Origin of the sequence: Azospirillum sp. OGB3 (assembly GCF_014192915.1) — a bacterium.
GTDB lineage: Bacteria > Pseudomonadota > Alphaproteobacteria > Azospirillales > Azospirillaceae > Azospirillum.
The window spans coordinates 259,534-272,807 of record NZ_JACHYN010000002.1 but is presented as its reverse complement, the minus strand read 5'-3'; the positions used below and the strand labels follow the sequence as shown (position 1 = coordinate 272,807).

Genomic DNA, 13,274 nt, shown 5'->3' with positions numbered 1-13,274 from the left:
ATGACAGCCATCACCGCCTCCCTCATCGACCGGATGCCCGCCTGCCGCGGACGGCTGACCGCCGCGGCACCGCTGGCCAACGTGACGTGGTTCCGCGTCGGCGGGCCGGCGGAGGTCATGTTCCGTCCGGAGGACGCCGACGATCTGGCCGGCTTCCTGGCCGGCCTGCCGGACGACGTGCCGGTGACGGTGCTGGGCGTGGCGTCGAACCTGCTGATCCGCGACGGCGGCATTCCCGGCGTGGTGATCCGGCTGGGCCGCGGCTTCGCCGGCATCGCGGCGGATGGGCTGACTCTGGAGGCCGGCGCCGCGGCGCTCGACCTGAACGTCGCCGCCGTGGCGCGCGACGCCGGCGTCGCCGGGCTGGAGTTCCTGTCGGGCATCCCCGGCACCATCGGCGGCGCGCTGCGCATGAACGGCGGCGCCTACGGCCACGAGATCAAGGACGTGCTGGTCTCCGCCCAGGGCGTGACCCGCCGGGGCGGGCGCGTGTCCTACGACAACGCCGGCATGGGCTTCACCTACCGCCACGCCGGGGTGCCGGAGGACGTCATCTTCACCGGCGCCACCCTGCGCGGCGCGGCCGGCGACCCGGCGGAGATCGCCCAGCGCATGGCGGAGATTTCCGGCAAGCGCGCCGACACCCAGCCGGTCCGCTCGCGCACCGGCGGCTCGACCTTCAAGAACCCGCCCGGCCACAAGGCGTGGGAGCTGATCGACCGGGCCGGCTGCCGCGGGCTGACCGTCGGCGGCGCGCAGGTGTCTGAGAAGCACTGCAACTTCCTCATCAACCAGGGCACCGCCACCGCGGCGGAGCTGGAGGCGCTGGGCGAAGAGGTCCGGCGCCGCGTGTTCGAGACCTCCGGCGTCACGCTGGAGTGGGAAATCAAGCGGGTCGGCGTGGCCCGCGAAGGAGCGTCCGCATGACCACCCCCCACAAGAAGCATGTCGCCGTCCTGATGGGCGGCTGGTCGGCGGAGCGCGAGGTGTCGCTGGTCAGCGGCGCCGGCGTCGCCAAGGCGCTGGAGGAGGAAGGCTACCGCGTCACCGCGGTGGACGTGCAGCGCGACCTGGAGGGGTTGCTGCGCGCGCTCACCGACCCGCGCCCCGATGCGGTGTTCAACGCCCTGCACGGGCGCGGCGGCGAGGACGGGACGATCCAGGGCGTGCTGGAATTCCTCGGCATCCCCTACACCCATTCCGGCGTGCGCGCCGCCGCCGTCGCCATGGACAAGGCGATGACCAAGGCGCTGCTCGCCCCGGTCGGCGTGCGCTCGCCCAAGGGCCTCGTCCTCACCAAGGGCGAGCTGACCGGCGGCGCCCACCCAATGCCCGCCCCCTACATCGTCAAGCCGGTGGACGAAGGCTCGACCGTCGGGGTCACGCTGGTGCGCGAGGGGCAGAACAGCCCGGTCGGCGACGCCTGGACCTTCGGCGAGCGCGCCCTGGTCGAGGAGTTCATCCCGGGCCGCGAGCTGACCGTGGGCGTCATGGGCGGGCTGGACGGCGAGTGCCGCGCCCTCGAAGTGACGGAAATCCGGTTCGAAGCGCAGGTGTATGACTACACGGCTAAATACAGCGCCGGTCATGCCGTTCATACTGTGCCCGCGCAGATTCCCGAGACCGTCGCGGAAGAAGCCAAGAGGCTGGCGATTCTGGCCCACCGGACCCTGGGGTGCCGCGGCGTTTCGCGCAGCGACTTCCGCTGGGATGATCGTAAAAGTGGGACCGACGGACTCTTTTTCCTGGAAATCAACAACCAGCCGGGCATGACGCCGCTGTCGCTGGTTCCCGAACAGGCCGCTGCCGTGGGGCTCTCCTACGGGGCTCTCGTCGCTTGGATGGTGGAGAACGCCGCATGTCAACTCGACTGAGCATCGATCCGCAGTTCCGCGCCGGCTTCGGGGGCTCTGCGAACCGGGCCCGCGACGACATGCCCGTGCCGCCGCGCGCCATGGCGAAGTCGGCCCAGAAAGGCAACCGCCGCCGCGCCTGGCCGCGCTGGACCCGTCCCGCGGTCAAGGCGGCCATCCTGCTGACGCCCGTCCTGGTCGTCGCCGGCATGGCCGCGTCGGCGTGGCAGCGCGGCACCTTCGCCGAGACCACCGCGGCGCTCCAGGAAAGCCTGATCCAGACCAGCGCGTCCGCCGGCTTCGCCATCGCCGACGTGCTGGTCGAGGGCCGCACCGAGACCGACCCGGCCTCCATCCTGCGCGTGCTCGGCGTGCAGCGCGGCGACCCGATCCTCGCCGTCACGCTGTCCGACGCCAAGGAGAAGCTGGAAAGCCTGCCCTGGGTCGCCTCGGCCTCCATCGAGCGCCACCTGCCCGGCATCCTGTTCGTCCGCCTGACCGAGCGGCAGCCGACGGCGATCTGGCAGCACGACCGCAAGTTCACCGTCATCGACCGCGAAGGCCGCCCGCTGGCCGACGCGACCGAGCTGGCGCGCCGCGGCAACCGGCGGATCGAGACGCTGCCGCAGGTCGTCGGCGCCAACGCGCCGATGCAGGTGCCGAAGCTGCTCGCGGCCCTCGACAACGTGCCGGCGCTGCGCGAAAAGGTGAGCGCCGCCTCCTGGGTCGGCGACCGCCGCTGGGATCTCAAGCTGAAGAACGGTGTCGTGGTGAAACTGCCGGAAGCCCGCATGCCGTCCGCGCTGCGCCAGTTGGCGGAGATGGACGCGACGGGTCAGGTCCTCGATCGCGACATCGTGGCCATCGACCTGCGCCAGAACGACCGCGCCGTGCTGCAGACCTCCGCCACCGCCGTCCTGCCCTGGACGGAGGAGGAGAACAAGAAGAAGCCGGGCAAGAAGACGTGATGCTCCGCCCCCCCTCTTCCTGAACCCCTCTTTCTGAAACGCGAACGACCGGACGCATCGAGGCCATAGGGTTGTGCTGAACATGGGCTTCAACGGGGCGAAAAAGCCAAAACGGGCCACACGCGGCGGGATCATCGCCGCGCTGGACGTCGGCTCGACCAAGGTGTGCTGCCTCATCGCCCGCGTCGAGGATGCGGGGGCCGTGCGCATCGTCGGCATCGGCCACCAGATCGCCACGGGCGTGCGCGCCGGCGCCATCATCGACATGGAGGCGGCTGAGACCTCCATCGGCGCCGCCGTCCACGCCGCCGAGCAGATGGCCAACGAGACGATCCGCGACGTGATCGTCAACGTGTCCTCCCCGATCTCCCACGGCTTCAACGCCGAGGTCCCCGTCTCCGGCCAGGAGGTGACGGAGGGCGACGTCCGCCGCGCGCTGGCCCACGCCCGCAGCCTGCAGGTCGGCCCCGACCAGGCGCTGGTCCACGCGATCCCCGTCGGCTTCGCGCTCGACGGCAGCCGCGGCATCCGCGACCCCAAGGGCATGTATGGCGAGCGGCTGGGCGTCCAGGCCCACGTCATCACCTCGCCCGCCGGGGCGGTGCGCAACCTGCAGACCTGCGTGGCCCGCTGCCACCTCGACATCGAGGGTCTGGTCGCCAGCCCCTACGCCTCCGGCCTCGCCTGTCTGGTCGACGACGAGATGGAGATGGGCTCCGCCTGCATCGACATGGGCGGCGGCACCACAACGATCTCCGTCTTCTCCGAAGGCACGCTGGTCTGGTCGGACTGCATCCGGCTGGGCGGCAACCACGTCACCAACGACATCGCGCGCGGGCTGACCACGCCGGTCGTCCATGCGGAGCGCATGAAGACGCTGCACGGCAGCGCCATCACCAGCCCCGCCGACGAGCGCGAGATGATCGACGTCCCCCAGGTCGGCGAGGAGGAGCGCCTCGGCGCCAACAACCTGCCGAAATCCTATCTGGTGCGCATCATCCAGCCGCGGCTGGAGGAGATCTTCGAGCATGTCCGCTCGCGGCTGGAGCATTCCGGCTACGCGAAGCTGGTCGGCCGGCGCGTCGTCCTGACGGGCGGTGCCAGCCAGCTGCCGGGCATGCGCGAGCTGGCGCAGCTGATCCTGGACAAACAGGTCCGCATCGGGCGACCGACGCGGATCACCGGTCTGAACGAGGCGCAAGGCGGTCCGTCCTACGCGACCGCCGCGGGCCTCCTTCTGCACGCCGTGCGCAATCCGGCGGAACTTCCCGTGGCGGGCCATGAGGCTGGCGCCGGCACGGGGTTCTTCGGGCGTGTCGGCCTGTGGCTGCGGGAGAACCTATGACCCACCAGAAATGGTTCCCGGCCCCAAAAAGGCTCCCGCCGAACCACGCTGTTCCTGCCTAAAAAACATCCCCCGGATCCAACCGGGCAAAAACCCGCGACGCAAAGCATCGAACCAATCAAAAGGTTGTGGAGGCCATAACATGATCAACGTGACCATCCCCAGCATCGAACCTGAACTGAAGCCCCGCATCACCGTCTTCGGTGTCGGCGGCGCCGGCGGCAACGCCGTGAACAACATGATCAAGTCCAACCTGGAAGGCGTGGACTTCGTCGTGGGCAACACCGACGCGCAGGCCCTGAAGGGCTCGCTCTGCGAGAAGCGTGTCCAGCTCGGCACCACCATGACCCGCGGCCTGGGCGCCGGCTCCAAGCCGGACGTCGGCCGCGCCTCCGCCGAGGAGCAGCTCGAGGAGATCATCGGTCACCTCGAAGGCGCCAACATGGTGTTCATCACCGCCGGCATGGGCGGCGGCACCGGCACGGGTGCCGCTCCGGTCATCGCCCGCGCCGCCCGCGAGCGCGGCCTGCTGACCGTCGGCGTGGTGACCAAGCCCTTCCACTTCGAGGGCGCGCATCGCATGCGGCTGGCCGAATCGGGCATCGCCGAGCTGCAGCAGTATGTCGACACGCTGATCATCATCCCGAACCAGAACCTGTTCCGCATCGCCAACGAGAAGACGACCTTCGCGGACGCCTTCAAGATGGCCGACGACGTTCTGCATTCCGGCGTGCGCGGCGTGACCGACCTGATGGTGATGCCCGGCCTCATCAACCTCGACTTCGCCGACATCCGCTCGGTGATGACCGAGATGGGCAAGGCGATGATGGGCACCGGCGAGGCCGGCGGCGAGCGCCGCGCCATCGAGGCCGCCGAGGCCGCCATCTCCAACCCGCTGCTCGACGACGTGTCGATGAAGGGAGCCCGCGGCGTCCTCATCAACATCACCGGCGGCTACGACATGACCCTGTTCGAGGTCGACGAGGCGGCGAACCGCGTCCGCGACGAGGTTGATCCGGACGCCAACATCATCTTCGGCTCGACCTTCGACAGCTCGCTGGACGGCGTGATGCGCGTGTCGGTGGTCGCCACCGGCATCGACGCCGCGGCGATGTCCAACCCGCGCACCCTGCACCCGGTCAACCTGTCGCTGGTCTCCGACCGCAACGGCGGCAACGCCGGTGCCAAGAAGCCCGCCGGTGCCGCCGGTCTGACCCAGGCCGCCCCGGCGCCGCTCGCCTCCTCCGGTGCGGTCGCCCCGGCGATCCCCGGCGCCGGTCTGCCGCCGCGCCCGATGGGCGGGGTCGCGCAGCCGCAGCCCCAGATCCAGCAGCCGGTCCATCCGACCGAGGTCCAGCAGCATGTTCCGGTCCAGCATCCGGCACAGCATCCGATGGACCCGATGGTCCAGCACGCCCCGCAGCATGCGCACCACCCGCACATGCCGATGGGCCACGACGCCATGCAGCCGGTGGAGTCCGCTCCGGCGCGCAACATCCCCACCGGCCCGCTGCACAGTGAGCGCCGCGACGGCCACTTCATCGCCCCGAAGGCCGCCGATCCCGGCCCGCGCCAGCCGATGAACGCCCCGCCGATGTCGAGCCAGCTCGCCGCCGCCGCCCAGACGGAGCCGCCGGCTCGCAAGCCGAACTTCCTGTTCGGTCTGGTCACCGGTCTGGCCGGTCGCAAGGCCGACCCGGCGCCGCAGCCGGCCCCCCAGCCGCAGCATCAGCCGCAGCATCACCATCAGCCCCAGCAGCACCAGCCGCAGCACCAGCAGCCGGTGATGCCGCAGCCGCCGATGGCCCAGGCTCCGCGCCCGCAGGCGATGGGCGACGGCACCACCCAGAAGATTGACGAGGAAGCGCTGGACATCCCCGCCTTCCTGCGCCGTCAGGCCAACTGACGCGTCAACGAGGCTGGCCCAATTGATCTGAGGGCAACAGCAACCCGCCGGTCGCCGCCGCCTCTTTCGAAGCGGCATCGGCGGGCATCCACAACCTGTTAGACTTCAAACCGCCTCCAGAGCTTCGCAAGAACGCTCCGGGGGCGGTCTTTTCATGCCTGGGGAGCGCCCGTTTCGCGTCCGGCGACGGTTCTCTGCCGCCCTGCAACAAACGGTAACAAAGAGTGATTTGTCCTCCACAGGGGCCAATGATACCTAGCATATGCAGTCATAAGCGATAACCCGCCCCCTCCCGAAGGAGACCGGCGGCAAGTCGCGGATCGACCGCACAAGACCAAGATTGAAACGGGACAGACACCGTGGCTCAGAATCGCATCAAGACCGAAGGCATGCTGCAGCGTACCCTGGCGAAGCCGGTGCGTTGCTCGGGCGTCGGGCTGCATACGGGCGCGACGGTCACCCTGACGATTTCCCCGGCCGAGCCGAACACCGGCATCGTCTTCCGGCGCAGCGATCTCAGCGGCCCCGCCGCGGTGATCCCGGCGCGCTGGGACCATGTGGTCGACACCAAGCTGTGCACGGTCATCGGCAACGCCCACGGCACCACCATCGGCACCATCGAGCATCTGATGTCGGCGCTGGCCGGCTGCGGCGTGGACAACGCCGTGGTTGCGCTGGACAACATCGAGGTGCCGATCATGGACGGCAGCGCCGCCCCCTTCGTGGAGGCCATCGAGCGCGTCGGCACCGTGTCGCAGAACGCGCCGCGCCGCGCCATCCGCATCCTGAAGCCGGTCACCGTGACCGAGGGCAACAAGAGCGCCACCTTCACGCCGGACCACACGACGGGCTTCAGCTTCGAGATCGACTTCGCCAGCAAGGCCATCGCCCAGCAGAGCCACGAGATGGAGCTGGACGCCGAGACCTTCCGCGACGAGATCAGCGCCGCCCGCACCTTCGGTTTCCTGCATGAGGTCGAAGGGCTGCGCAAGATGGGTCTCGCCCGCGGCGGCTCGCTGGACAACGCGGTGGTGATCTCCGGGGACGAGGTGATGAACGAGGGCGGCCTGCGCTTCGACGACGAGTTCGTGCGCCACAAGATCCTCGACGCGGTCGGCGACCTCTATCTGGCCGGCGCGATGTTCGTCGGTCACTTCCACGGCGTGCGGTCCGGCCACGCCCTGAACAACCAGCTCCTGCACGCGCTGTTCGCCGACGCCAGCGCCTGGTGCTACGAAACCCCGCCGAGCACGGCGCTGCCGGGCGCCGTCTGGCACGCGACCGAACGGCTCGCCGTCGCCTGATCCGCGCCTCGCAGCGTCGCGCTGCCCCTGCCCTCCCCTTCCGGGGAGGGCATTTTCGTTTCGTGCACTCCCCTCCCCTTCCGGGTTCGCGCGAAGCGCGTCGCGCGCGCACTCCCCTCCCCTTCCGGGGGAGCGAGGGGTAGGGTTTTTCCGCGCTGCACCCGGAATCGATAAAATATTGAATTATATCAACATTTTATGTTGTGTTTTTGAGACTTCGGCTGAGGATGCAGGGTTGAAATCCCCTCTCCCTTCCGGAGAGAGGGTCAGGGTGAGGGGGGTGCGCCTTTGCCGAACGCACCGCCACGCGCATCCCCCTCACCCTTCCCACGCCGGTGCGGCGTGGGCCCCTTCCCTCTCCCCGCTTTCGGCGGACCAAAGGTCCGCCTGCCGCGTCAGCGCAAACGTCGTTTGCGCGTGAGCGGAGGAGAGAGGGCCAATCCGCTCACCGATCCGCGGCGTAGGCGCCGAAACGGGTGTCTTCCTTGAGGATGTGCTTGCCCAGCCAGTCGGCACAGAATTCGAACACCTCGTCGCCCGTGATGGTGTCGCGCTGGGCGTGGAAGCGCTCCCGGTAGGATTCGACGTTGCGCGTCAACGCGTCGTGCAGGGCCTTGTGCGCGGCGAAGGTCGGGTAGTTGGCCTGGGCCATGTGCGCTTCTTCGCGTGCGAAGTGATCCTTGGTGTAATGGATCAGTTCGTCGAGGATCGCTTCGATGACCTCAGGTGACGCGCGGTTTTCGTCCGCACCCAGCTTGTTGACGATGTCCACGAGAACGCGATGATCCTCATCGAGCTCTTCGATGCCGACGCTCATCCAGCGCGACCATTGAATGGAGTCCATGGCGATCCCCCGTCTCGTTCTTCTTATGGCGCTTCGACCCTTTATGGAACCGGCGGCGAGGGGCGTCAACGCGGCACTCAGCCGCGCCGCCCCTCCCCTTCCTTTCTCCGGTCAGCCGGCGATCAGTTCGGCCCACTCCTGCTCGCTGAGGATGGTCACGCCGAGGTCGTGCGCCTTGGCGGCCTTGCTGCCCGCGTCCGCCCCGCAGATGACGTAGTCGGTCTTGGCCGAAACCGAGCCGGCCACTTTGGCCCCCAGCGACTCCGCGCGGGTCTTGGCCTCGGTGCGGGTCATGGTCTCCAGCGTGCCGGTGAAGACCACCGTCTTGCCGGCGACGGGCGAGCCGCTGGCCGCCTTCGGGCGCTCGGAGTCGGCAACCCGCACGCCGGCGGCGCGCAGGTCGTGGATGATGGCGCGGTTGCGCTCCTCCTGGAAGAAGCCGGCCAACTCCTCCGCGGCGACTTCGCCGACGTCGGGGATGGCGACCAGCTCGCCCCAGCCAGGGCCGGGCTGCGCGCCGACCGCGGCGAGCATCGCCGCCTTCCAGTCCGCCAGGGCGCCGTAGCGCTCGGCCAGAGCCTGGGCGGCGCGGCTGTCCACCTTCTTGATGCCCAGCAGCTTGATGACGCTGTCCAGCCGCAGCGCCTCCTGGCCGGCGTAGAAGTCCAGCTTCGGCAGATTCTCCGGGTCGGCGAACCAGGCGAGCAGCGCGTCGGCCTTCACCGGGCCGAGGCCGTTGAGGGCGTGCAGGTCGCGCCACGCCTCGCCCGGCATGTTGGCGACGGCGCGCTCCATCCCCTCCAGCCAGCCGTCGATCGAGCCGTACTGGCGGGCCAGCGACTTGGCCGTCACCTCGCCGATGTGGCGGATGCCCAGCGCGAAGATGAAGCGATGCAGGTCGATGCGCTCGCGCCGCTGGTTGATCGCGGCGAACAGGTTCTCGACCGACTTCTCCTTCCAGCCCGGACGGCCGAGGATGGCGATCTCCCCCGCCGCCACCCGGCGCTCCAGCGTGAAGATGTCCACGGGGGAGCGGATCAGCCCGTCCTCCCAGAACTCCTCGATGGTCTTCTCGCCCAGCCCCTCGATGTCGAAGGCATTGCGCGACACGAAATGGCGCAGCCGCTCCTTGGCCTGGGCGGCGCAGATCAGGCCGCCGGTGCAGCGGCGCACCGCCTCGTCCGGCTCGCGCACGGCGAGGCTGCCGCAGACCGGGCAATGGTTGGGGAAGACGTAGGGCATGGCGTCGGCGGGGCGCTGCCCCTCGACCACCCCGACGATCTGCGGGATCACGTCGCCGGCCCGCTGCACGGTGACCAGGTCGCCGATGCGGACGTCCTTGCGGGCGATCTCGTCCTCGTTGTGCAGCGTGGCGCGGCTGACCACGACGCCGCCGACGGTGATGTCCTCCAGTTCGGCCACCGGAGTCAGGGCGCCGGTGCGGCCGACCTGGATGGTGATTCCCTTCAGCCGGGTCTGCGCCTGCTCCGCCGGGAATTTGTGGGCGATGGCCCAGCGCGGCGCCCGGCTGACGAAGCCCAGCCGCTGCTGAAGCTCCAGGCTGTTGACCTTGTAGACCACCCCGTCGATGTCGAAGGGCAGCGCCGAGCGCTCCTCGCCGATCTTGCGGTAATGGGTCAGCAGCGCCTCGGCGCCGTCGCACAGGTTGGCCGGGCGGTTCAGCGAGAAGCCCCAGCCGCGCAGGCGCTCGCGGATACCCCACTGGGTGTCGGCGATCGGCTCCGACAGCTCGCCCAGCGCGTAGCCGAAGAAGCAGAGCGGGCGCGACGCGGTGATCTTCGAATCCTTCTGGCGCAGCGAACCGGCGGCGGCGTTGCGCGGGTTGGCGAACAGGTCCTCCCCCCGCTCCGCGTAGGCGCGGTTCATGGCCAGGAAGTCGTCGCGGTTCATGTAGACCTCGCCGCGCACCTCCAGCACCGCGGGATAGGGCGCCTCCAGGGTCTGCGGCACGTCCTTGATGGTGCGGACATTGGCGGTCACGTCCTCGCCCTCCGTCCCGTCGCCGCGGGTGGCGGCCAGGACCAGCCGGCCGTTCTCGTAGCGGAGCGAGCAGGACAGCCCGTCGATCTTCGGCTCGGCCACGAAGACCAGCGGGGCGTCGTCGGGCAGGCCGAGGAAACGGCGGACGCGGGCGACGAACTCGTGCGCCTCCTCCGGCTCGAAGGCGTTGCCGAGCGACAGCATGGGCAGCGCGTGCCGCACCTTGCGGAAGGCCGCCGACGGGGCGGCGCCGACGCGCAGCGACGGCGAATCGGCCCGGCGCAGCTCCGGATAGCGCGCCTCGATCCCGTTGTTGCGGCGGACCAACGCGTCGTAGTCGGCGTCGGATATCTCCGGCTTGTCCTGCTGGTGGTAGAGCCGGTCGTGGTGGGCGATCTCCTGGGCCAGCGCGGCCAGTTCCGCCTGCGCCTGCTCCACCGTCAACTCCTCCACGGGGATGCTGCGGAGCGCGGCGGGGGTATCGAACAGGTCGTTCATGGCGGGTCTCTTCGATGCCTTCTCGGGTGGACGGCGCTGGATCGGCGGGCGCCGCCGGGGGCGCAGCATAGCGTCGCGGGGGCGTGCCGTGGAGTCCGGCCTTGAGCCGGTCTGGCATTCGGCCCCGTCCGCACCAACCTTGAAACCATGGCCCTTGAAACCACGGCCCTTGAAACCACGGCCCCTGCAACCACAGCCCTTGAGAGGTGCGGGGGCTCCAGGGTTGCGTGTATGATGTGCCGGCGCCCGTGAACGGATGTGCTGTATGACCGAGCCGACCAGCCGTGCGACCGCCGGCAGCCTGACCATCGACGATCGCTTCGTCATCGCCGCGGCGCTTGACCGCATCCTGTACGACGATCCCGACCATTTCGCGACGGAGGACGCGCGCCTGCTGCGCCGCATGATCCCGCGCACCCGCTCCGCCTGGCTGCGGCTGGGCTTCCGTGCGGAAAGCCAGGGGCCATCCATGTCGGGCCGCGCCGCCGGCGTGGGCGACGTCAAGATGGACGGCGACAAGAAGGTGGTCGAGGGCGGCGTCGGCGAAGCCCCGGTCTGGCGCTGCGGCCAGTACAAGATCTCCAACCATGGCGACGATCTGGAGATCTGGCAGGTGATGAGCGACGAGTTCGCCGAGGAGCCGAAGGGTGCCCGCCTGGAATACGGCGCAACCGGCACGCCGGAACGCCTGACCTTCTTTCAGCCCCGCGACCTTGAGTTGCGCATCCCGTTCACCGGCATCGCGGTCGGACTTCGTCTGGGCGGCTGGCAGCCGTGGAAGAGCGCCGCCTGAGACCGGCATAGGCCTGCGCCCGGTTGTCGCATACCGGAGTATTAAAACGTTTCGGCAGTGAAGCGCCCGACGTGAGACAAACGTTGTCCCACGGCACCTTTGCGAAGATTTCCAGAGACTTGGAAAGCCGCCTTATTTCCTATGACCTCAGCAAAAGGCAGATATGAGAAATTATCTTGTTTCCCTGATATCCTCTTTTTATTCATCAGAATTCGATAAATTCAATATTTTATAAAGCTGCAATAGAACGCGAAACCAATCGTTAAAATTGTCATGCCCATGATGCCCGCATGGTGATAGCCAAGCGGCGATCAGCCGGGAGGAGCCCCGGTCCAGCCGTATCTCAACGCTTGCCAATCAAGAACAAAGAGACGAACACCATGGACAGTGGCATTCAAGGCGGCATTCAGGAACGCCTCTCCTTTTTGCGGATTGATGGTGAGACGGCCACGCTTTTGAAGGAAGCCTGGAGCATCGGCGAGCCTCACCTGCCTGTCATTCTCAAAGACTTCTACGACCACCTTCTCGCCATTCCCGAACTCCGGAAGATTCTGGACGGAAAATCCGTCGAGCGATTGAAGGATGTCCAGGTCAACCACTGGCGATACCTGTTTTCCGGGAACTTCGACGATGTCTACCTGACGCGCGTGAAGGCCGTGGGCCAGGCGCATTACCGCATCGGCCTGCACCCGCGCTGGTATTTCGGAGCCTACCGGCTGGTTATGGGGCGGCTGGGCGCTCTGATCGGCGAGCGTCACCGCCGCGACGCGCCGCGCGCCATGAAGATCATGGGGGCGGTGGAAACCGCGATCTTCCTCGATCTCGACCTGTCCTTCGACGCCTACAGCACCGCCGTAATGACCATGACCAACCGGATGCTGGTCGAACTGGCGGAAAATTTCCGGGACACGGTGCAGGGCGCCATCGACACCGTCGGCCATTCGGCGGTGGCGGTCAACGCCGCGACCGGCGCGGTGCGCGGCATCGCCCAGGACACCGGCGTGCGCACGGAGCATCTGTCCGGCGCAGTCGCCGGCACCGCCAGCAACGCGCGGGCCATCGCCGCCGCCGCCGAAGAGCTGACCGCCACCAACCACAGCGTGGTGTCGCGCATGCAAAGCGCCTTCTCCATCGTCGACGAGGCGCAGGCCGCCACCCAGCGCTCGACCGAGGCGGTCACCGCGCTGGCCGGGATCGCCGGGCGGATCGGTGGGACGCTGAAGCTGATCAACGCCATCGCCAACCAGACCAACCTGCTGGCTCTGAACGCCACCATCGAGGCGGCCCGCGCCGGCGAAGCCGGGCGCGGCTTCTCCGTGGTGGCGGCGGAGGTCAAGCAGCTCGCCAAGCAGACCGCCGGAGCCACGGAGGACATCACCCGCCTGCTTCAGGAGATCGACGGTGCGACGGGCCGGACCCGCGACGAGATCGCCGGAATCGGCGCTGTGGTCGGAGCGCTGCGCACCCATTCGCAGGACGTGCTGTCGATCATGGGCCAGCAGAACGACGCGACCCGGGAGATCGCCCAGAACATCCACGAGGCCAGCCAGTCCGCCGAACGCATGTCCGACGAGGCCGGACACCTCGCAGACGGCGCGCGGTCGGTCATGACGTCGGTCGAGGACGCCTTCCACACCACCGCTCGGCTGACCGGGACGGCGGAGGAACTGCGTGCCGCGCTGGACAAGTTCCTGTCGCACATGATGTCCCTGCGCGTGGCGGCGTGACCGACACGGGGGGCGATGCGCCCCCCAACGGGCGC

Annotated in this window: 10 protein-coding genes; 8 read left to right on the top strand and 2 right to left on the bottom strand. The window is 68.6% G+C overall.

The window, feature by feature from the left end; genetic code table 11:
* The 6 genes from murB to lpxC all read left to right on the top strand — a co-directional run bounded on the left by murB (position 1) and on the right by lpxC (position 7,376).
* Positions 1 to 927 (top strand): UDP-N-acetylmuramate dehydrogenase, encoded by a 927-nt coding sequence (murB, locus tag FHW79_RS05135; protein WP_183177947.1) that lies wholly within the window; start codon positions 1 to 3, stop codon positions 925 to 927.
* A complete protein-coding gene (locus FHW79_RS05130) occupies positions 924 to 1,874 on the top strand; it encodes a D-alanine--D-alanine ligase (protein ID WP_183177946.1) in 951 nt (316 codons plus the stop codon). Before murB ends, FHW79_RS05130 begins: the two co-directional genes overlap by 4 nt.
* Positions 1,859 to 2,821 (top strand): cell division protein FtsQ/DivIB, encoded by a 963-nt coding sequence (locus FHW79_RS05125; RefSeq protein ID WP_183177945.1) that lies wholly within the window; start codon positions 1,859 to 1,861, stop codon positions 2,819 to 2,821. Before FHW79_RS05130 ends, FHW79_RS05125 begins: the two co-directional genes overlap by 16 nt.
* Before the next feature lie 82 nt (positions 2,822 to 2,903).
* A complete protein-coding gene (gene ftsA / locus FHW79_RS05120) occupies positions 2,904 to 4,166 on the top strand; it encodes a cell division protein FtsA (protein ID WP_183177944.1) in 1,263 nt (420 codons plus the stop codon).
* Positions 4,167 to 4,308: 142 nt separating this feature from the next.
* Positions 4,309 to 6,072, top strand: coding sequence for a cell division protein FtsZ (gene ftsZ / locus FHW79_RS05115; RefSeq protein WP_183177943.1), 1,764 nt, complete (start codon positions 4,309 to 4,311; stop codon positions 6,070 to 6,072).
* A 359-nt stretch (positions 6,073 to 6,431) separates the two neighbouring features.
* Positions 6,432 to 7,376, top strand: coding sequence for a UDP-3-O-acyl-N-acetylglucosamine deacetylase (lpxC, locus tag FHW79_RS05110; protein ID WP_183177942.1), 945 nt, complete (start codon positions 6,432 to 6,434; stop codon positions 7,374 to 7,376).
* A gap of 445 nt (positions 7,377 to 7,821) precedes the next feature.
* On the opposite strand, the gene FHW79_RS05105 is transcribed toward lpxC, so the two are convergent.
* Together FHW79_RS05105 and ligA are read right to left on the bottom strand one after the other, a co-directional pair.
* On the bottom strand, positions 7,822 to 8,220 hold the full coding sequence (locus FHW79_RS05105; protein WP_183177941.1) for a bacteriohemerythrin: 399 nt from the start codon (positions 8,218 to 8,220) through the stop codon (positions 7,822 to 7,824).
* Positions 8,221 to 8,331: 111 nt separating this feature from the next.
* Entirely contained in the window at positions 8,332 to 10,719 is a 2,388-nt protein-coding gene (gene ligA, locus FHW79_RS05100) for an NAD-dependent DNA ligase LigA (protein WP_183177940.1), read from the bottom strand.
* A gap of 265 nt (positions 10,720 to 10,984) precedes the next feature.
* Between ligA and FHW79_RS05095 the strand changes: the two genes are divergently transcribed.
* Together FHW79_RS05095 and FHW79_RS05090 are read left to right on the top strand one after the other, a co-directional pair.
* Positions 10,985 to 11,512: a hypothetical protein gene (locus FHW79_RS05095; protein ID WP_183177939.1), complete on the top strand. Its 528-nt coding sequence runs from the start codon at positions 10,985 to 10,987 to the stop codon at positions 11,510 to 11,512.
* A gap of 290 nt (positions 11,513 to 11,802) precedes the next feature.
* Positions 11,803 to 13,239 carry a globin-coupled sensor protein gene (locus FHW79_RS05090; RefSeq protein WP_348984045.1) on the top strand — a complete coding sequence of 479 codons (1,437 nt, stop codon included), beginning with the start codon at positions 11,803 to 11,805 and terminating at the stop codon, positions 13,237 to 13,239.
* Positions 13,240 to 13,274: the final 35 nt, after the last annotated feature.

What these genes read in the sequence shown, in the direction of transcription:
- FHW79_RS05105 (WP_183177941.1), bottom strand. Translation starts at nt 8,220, where the DNA reads ATGGACTCCATTCAATGGTCGCGCTGGATGAGCGTCGGCATCGAAGAG.
- ftsZ (WP_183177943.1), top strand. Translation starts at nt 4,309, where the DNA reads ATGATCAACGTGACCATCCCCAGCATCGAACCTGAACTGAAGCCCCGC.
- ligA (WP_183177940.1), bottom strand. Translation starts at nt 10,719, where the DNA reads ATGAACGACCTGTTCGATACCCCCGCCGCGCTCCGCAGCATCCCCGTG.
- FHW79_RS05130 (WP_183177946.1), top strand. Translation starts at nt 924, where the DNA reads ATGACCACCCCCCACAAGAAGCATGTCGCCGTCCTGATGGGCGGCTGG.
- murB (WP_183177947.1), top strand. Translation starts at nt 1, where the DNA reads ATGACAGCCATCACCGCCTCCCTCATCGACCGGATGCCCGCCTGCCGC.
- FHW79_RS05095 (WP_183177939.1), top strand. Translation starts at nt 10,985, where the DNA reads ATGACCGAGCCGACCAGCCGTGCGACCGCCGGCAGCCTGACCATCGAC.
- FHW79_RS05125 (WP_183177945.1), top strand. Translation starts at nt 1,859, where the DNA reads ATGTCAACTCGACTGAGCATCGATCCGCAGTTCCGCGCCGGCTTCGGG.
- FHW79_RS05090 (WP_348984045.1), top strand. Translation starts at nt 11,803, where the DNA reads ATGGTGATAGCCAAGCGGCGATCAGCCGGGAGGAGCCCCGGTCCAGCC.
- ftsA (WP_183177944.1), top strand. Translation starts at nt 2,904, where the DNA reads ATGGGCTTCAACGGGGCGAAAAAGCCAAAACGGGCCACACGCGGCGGG.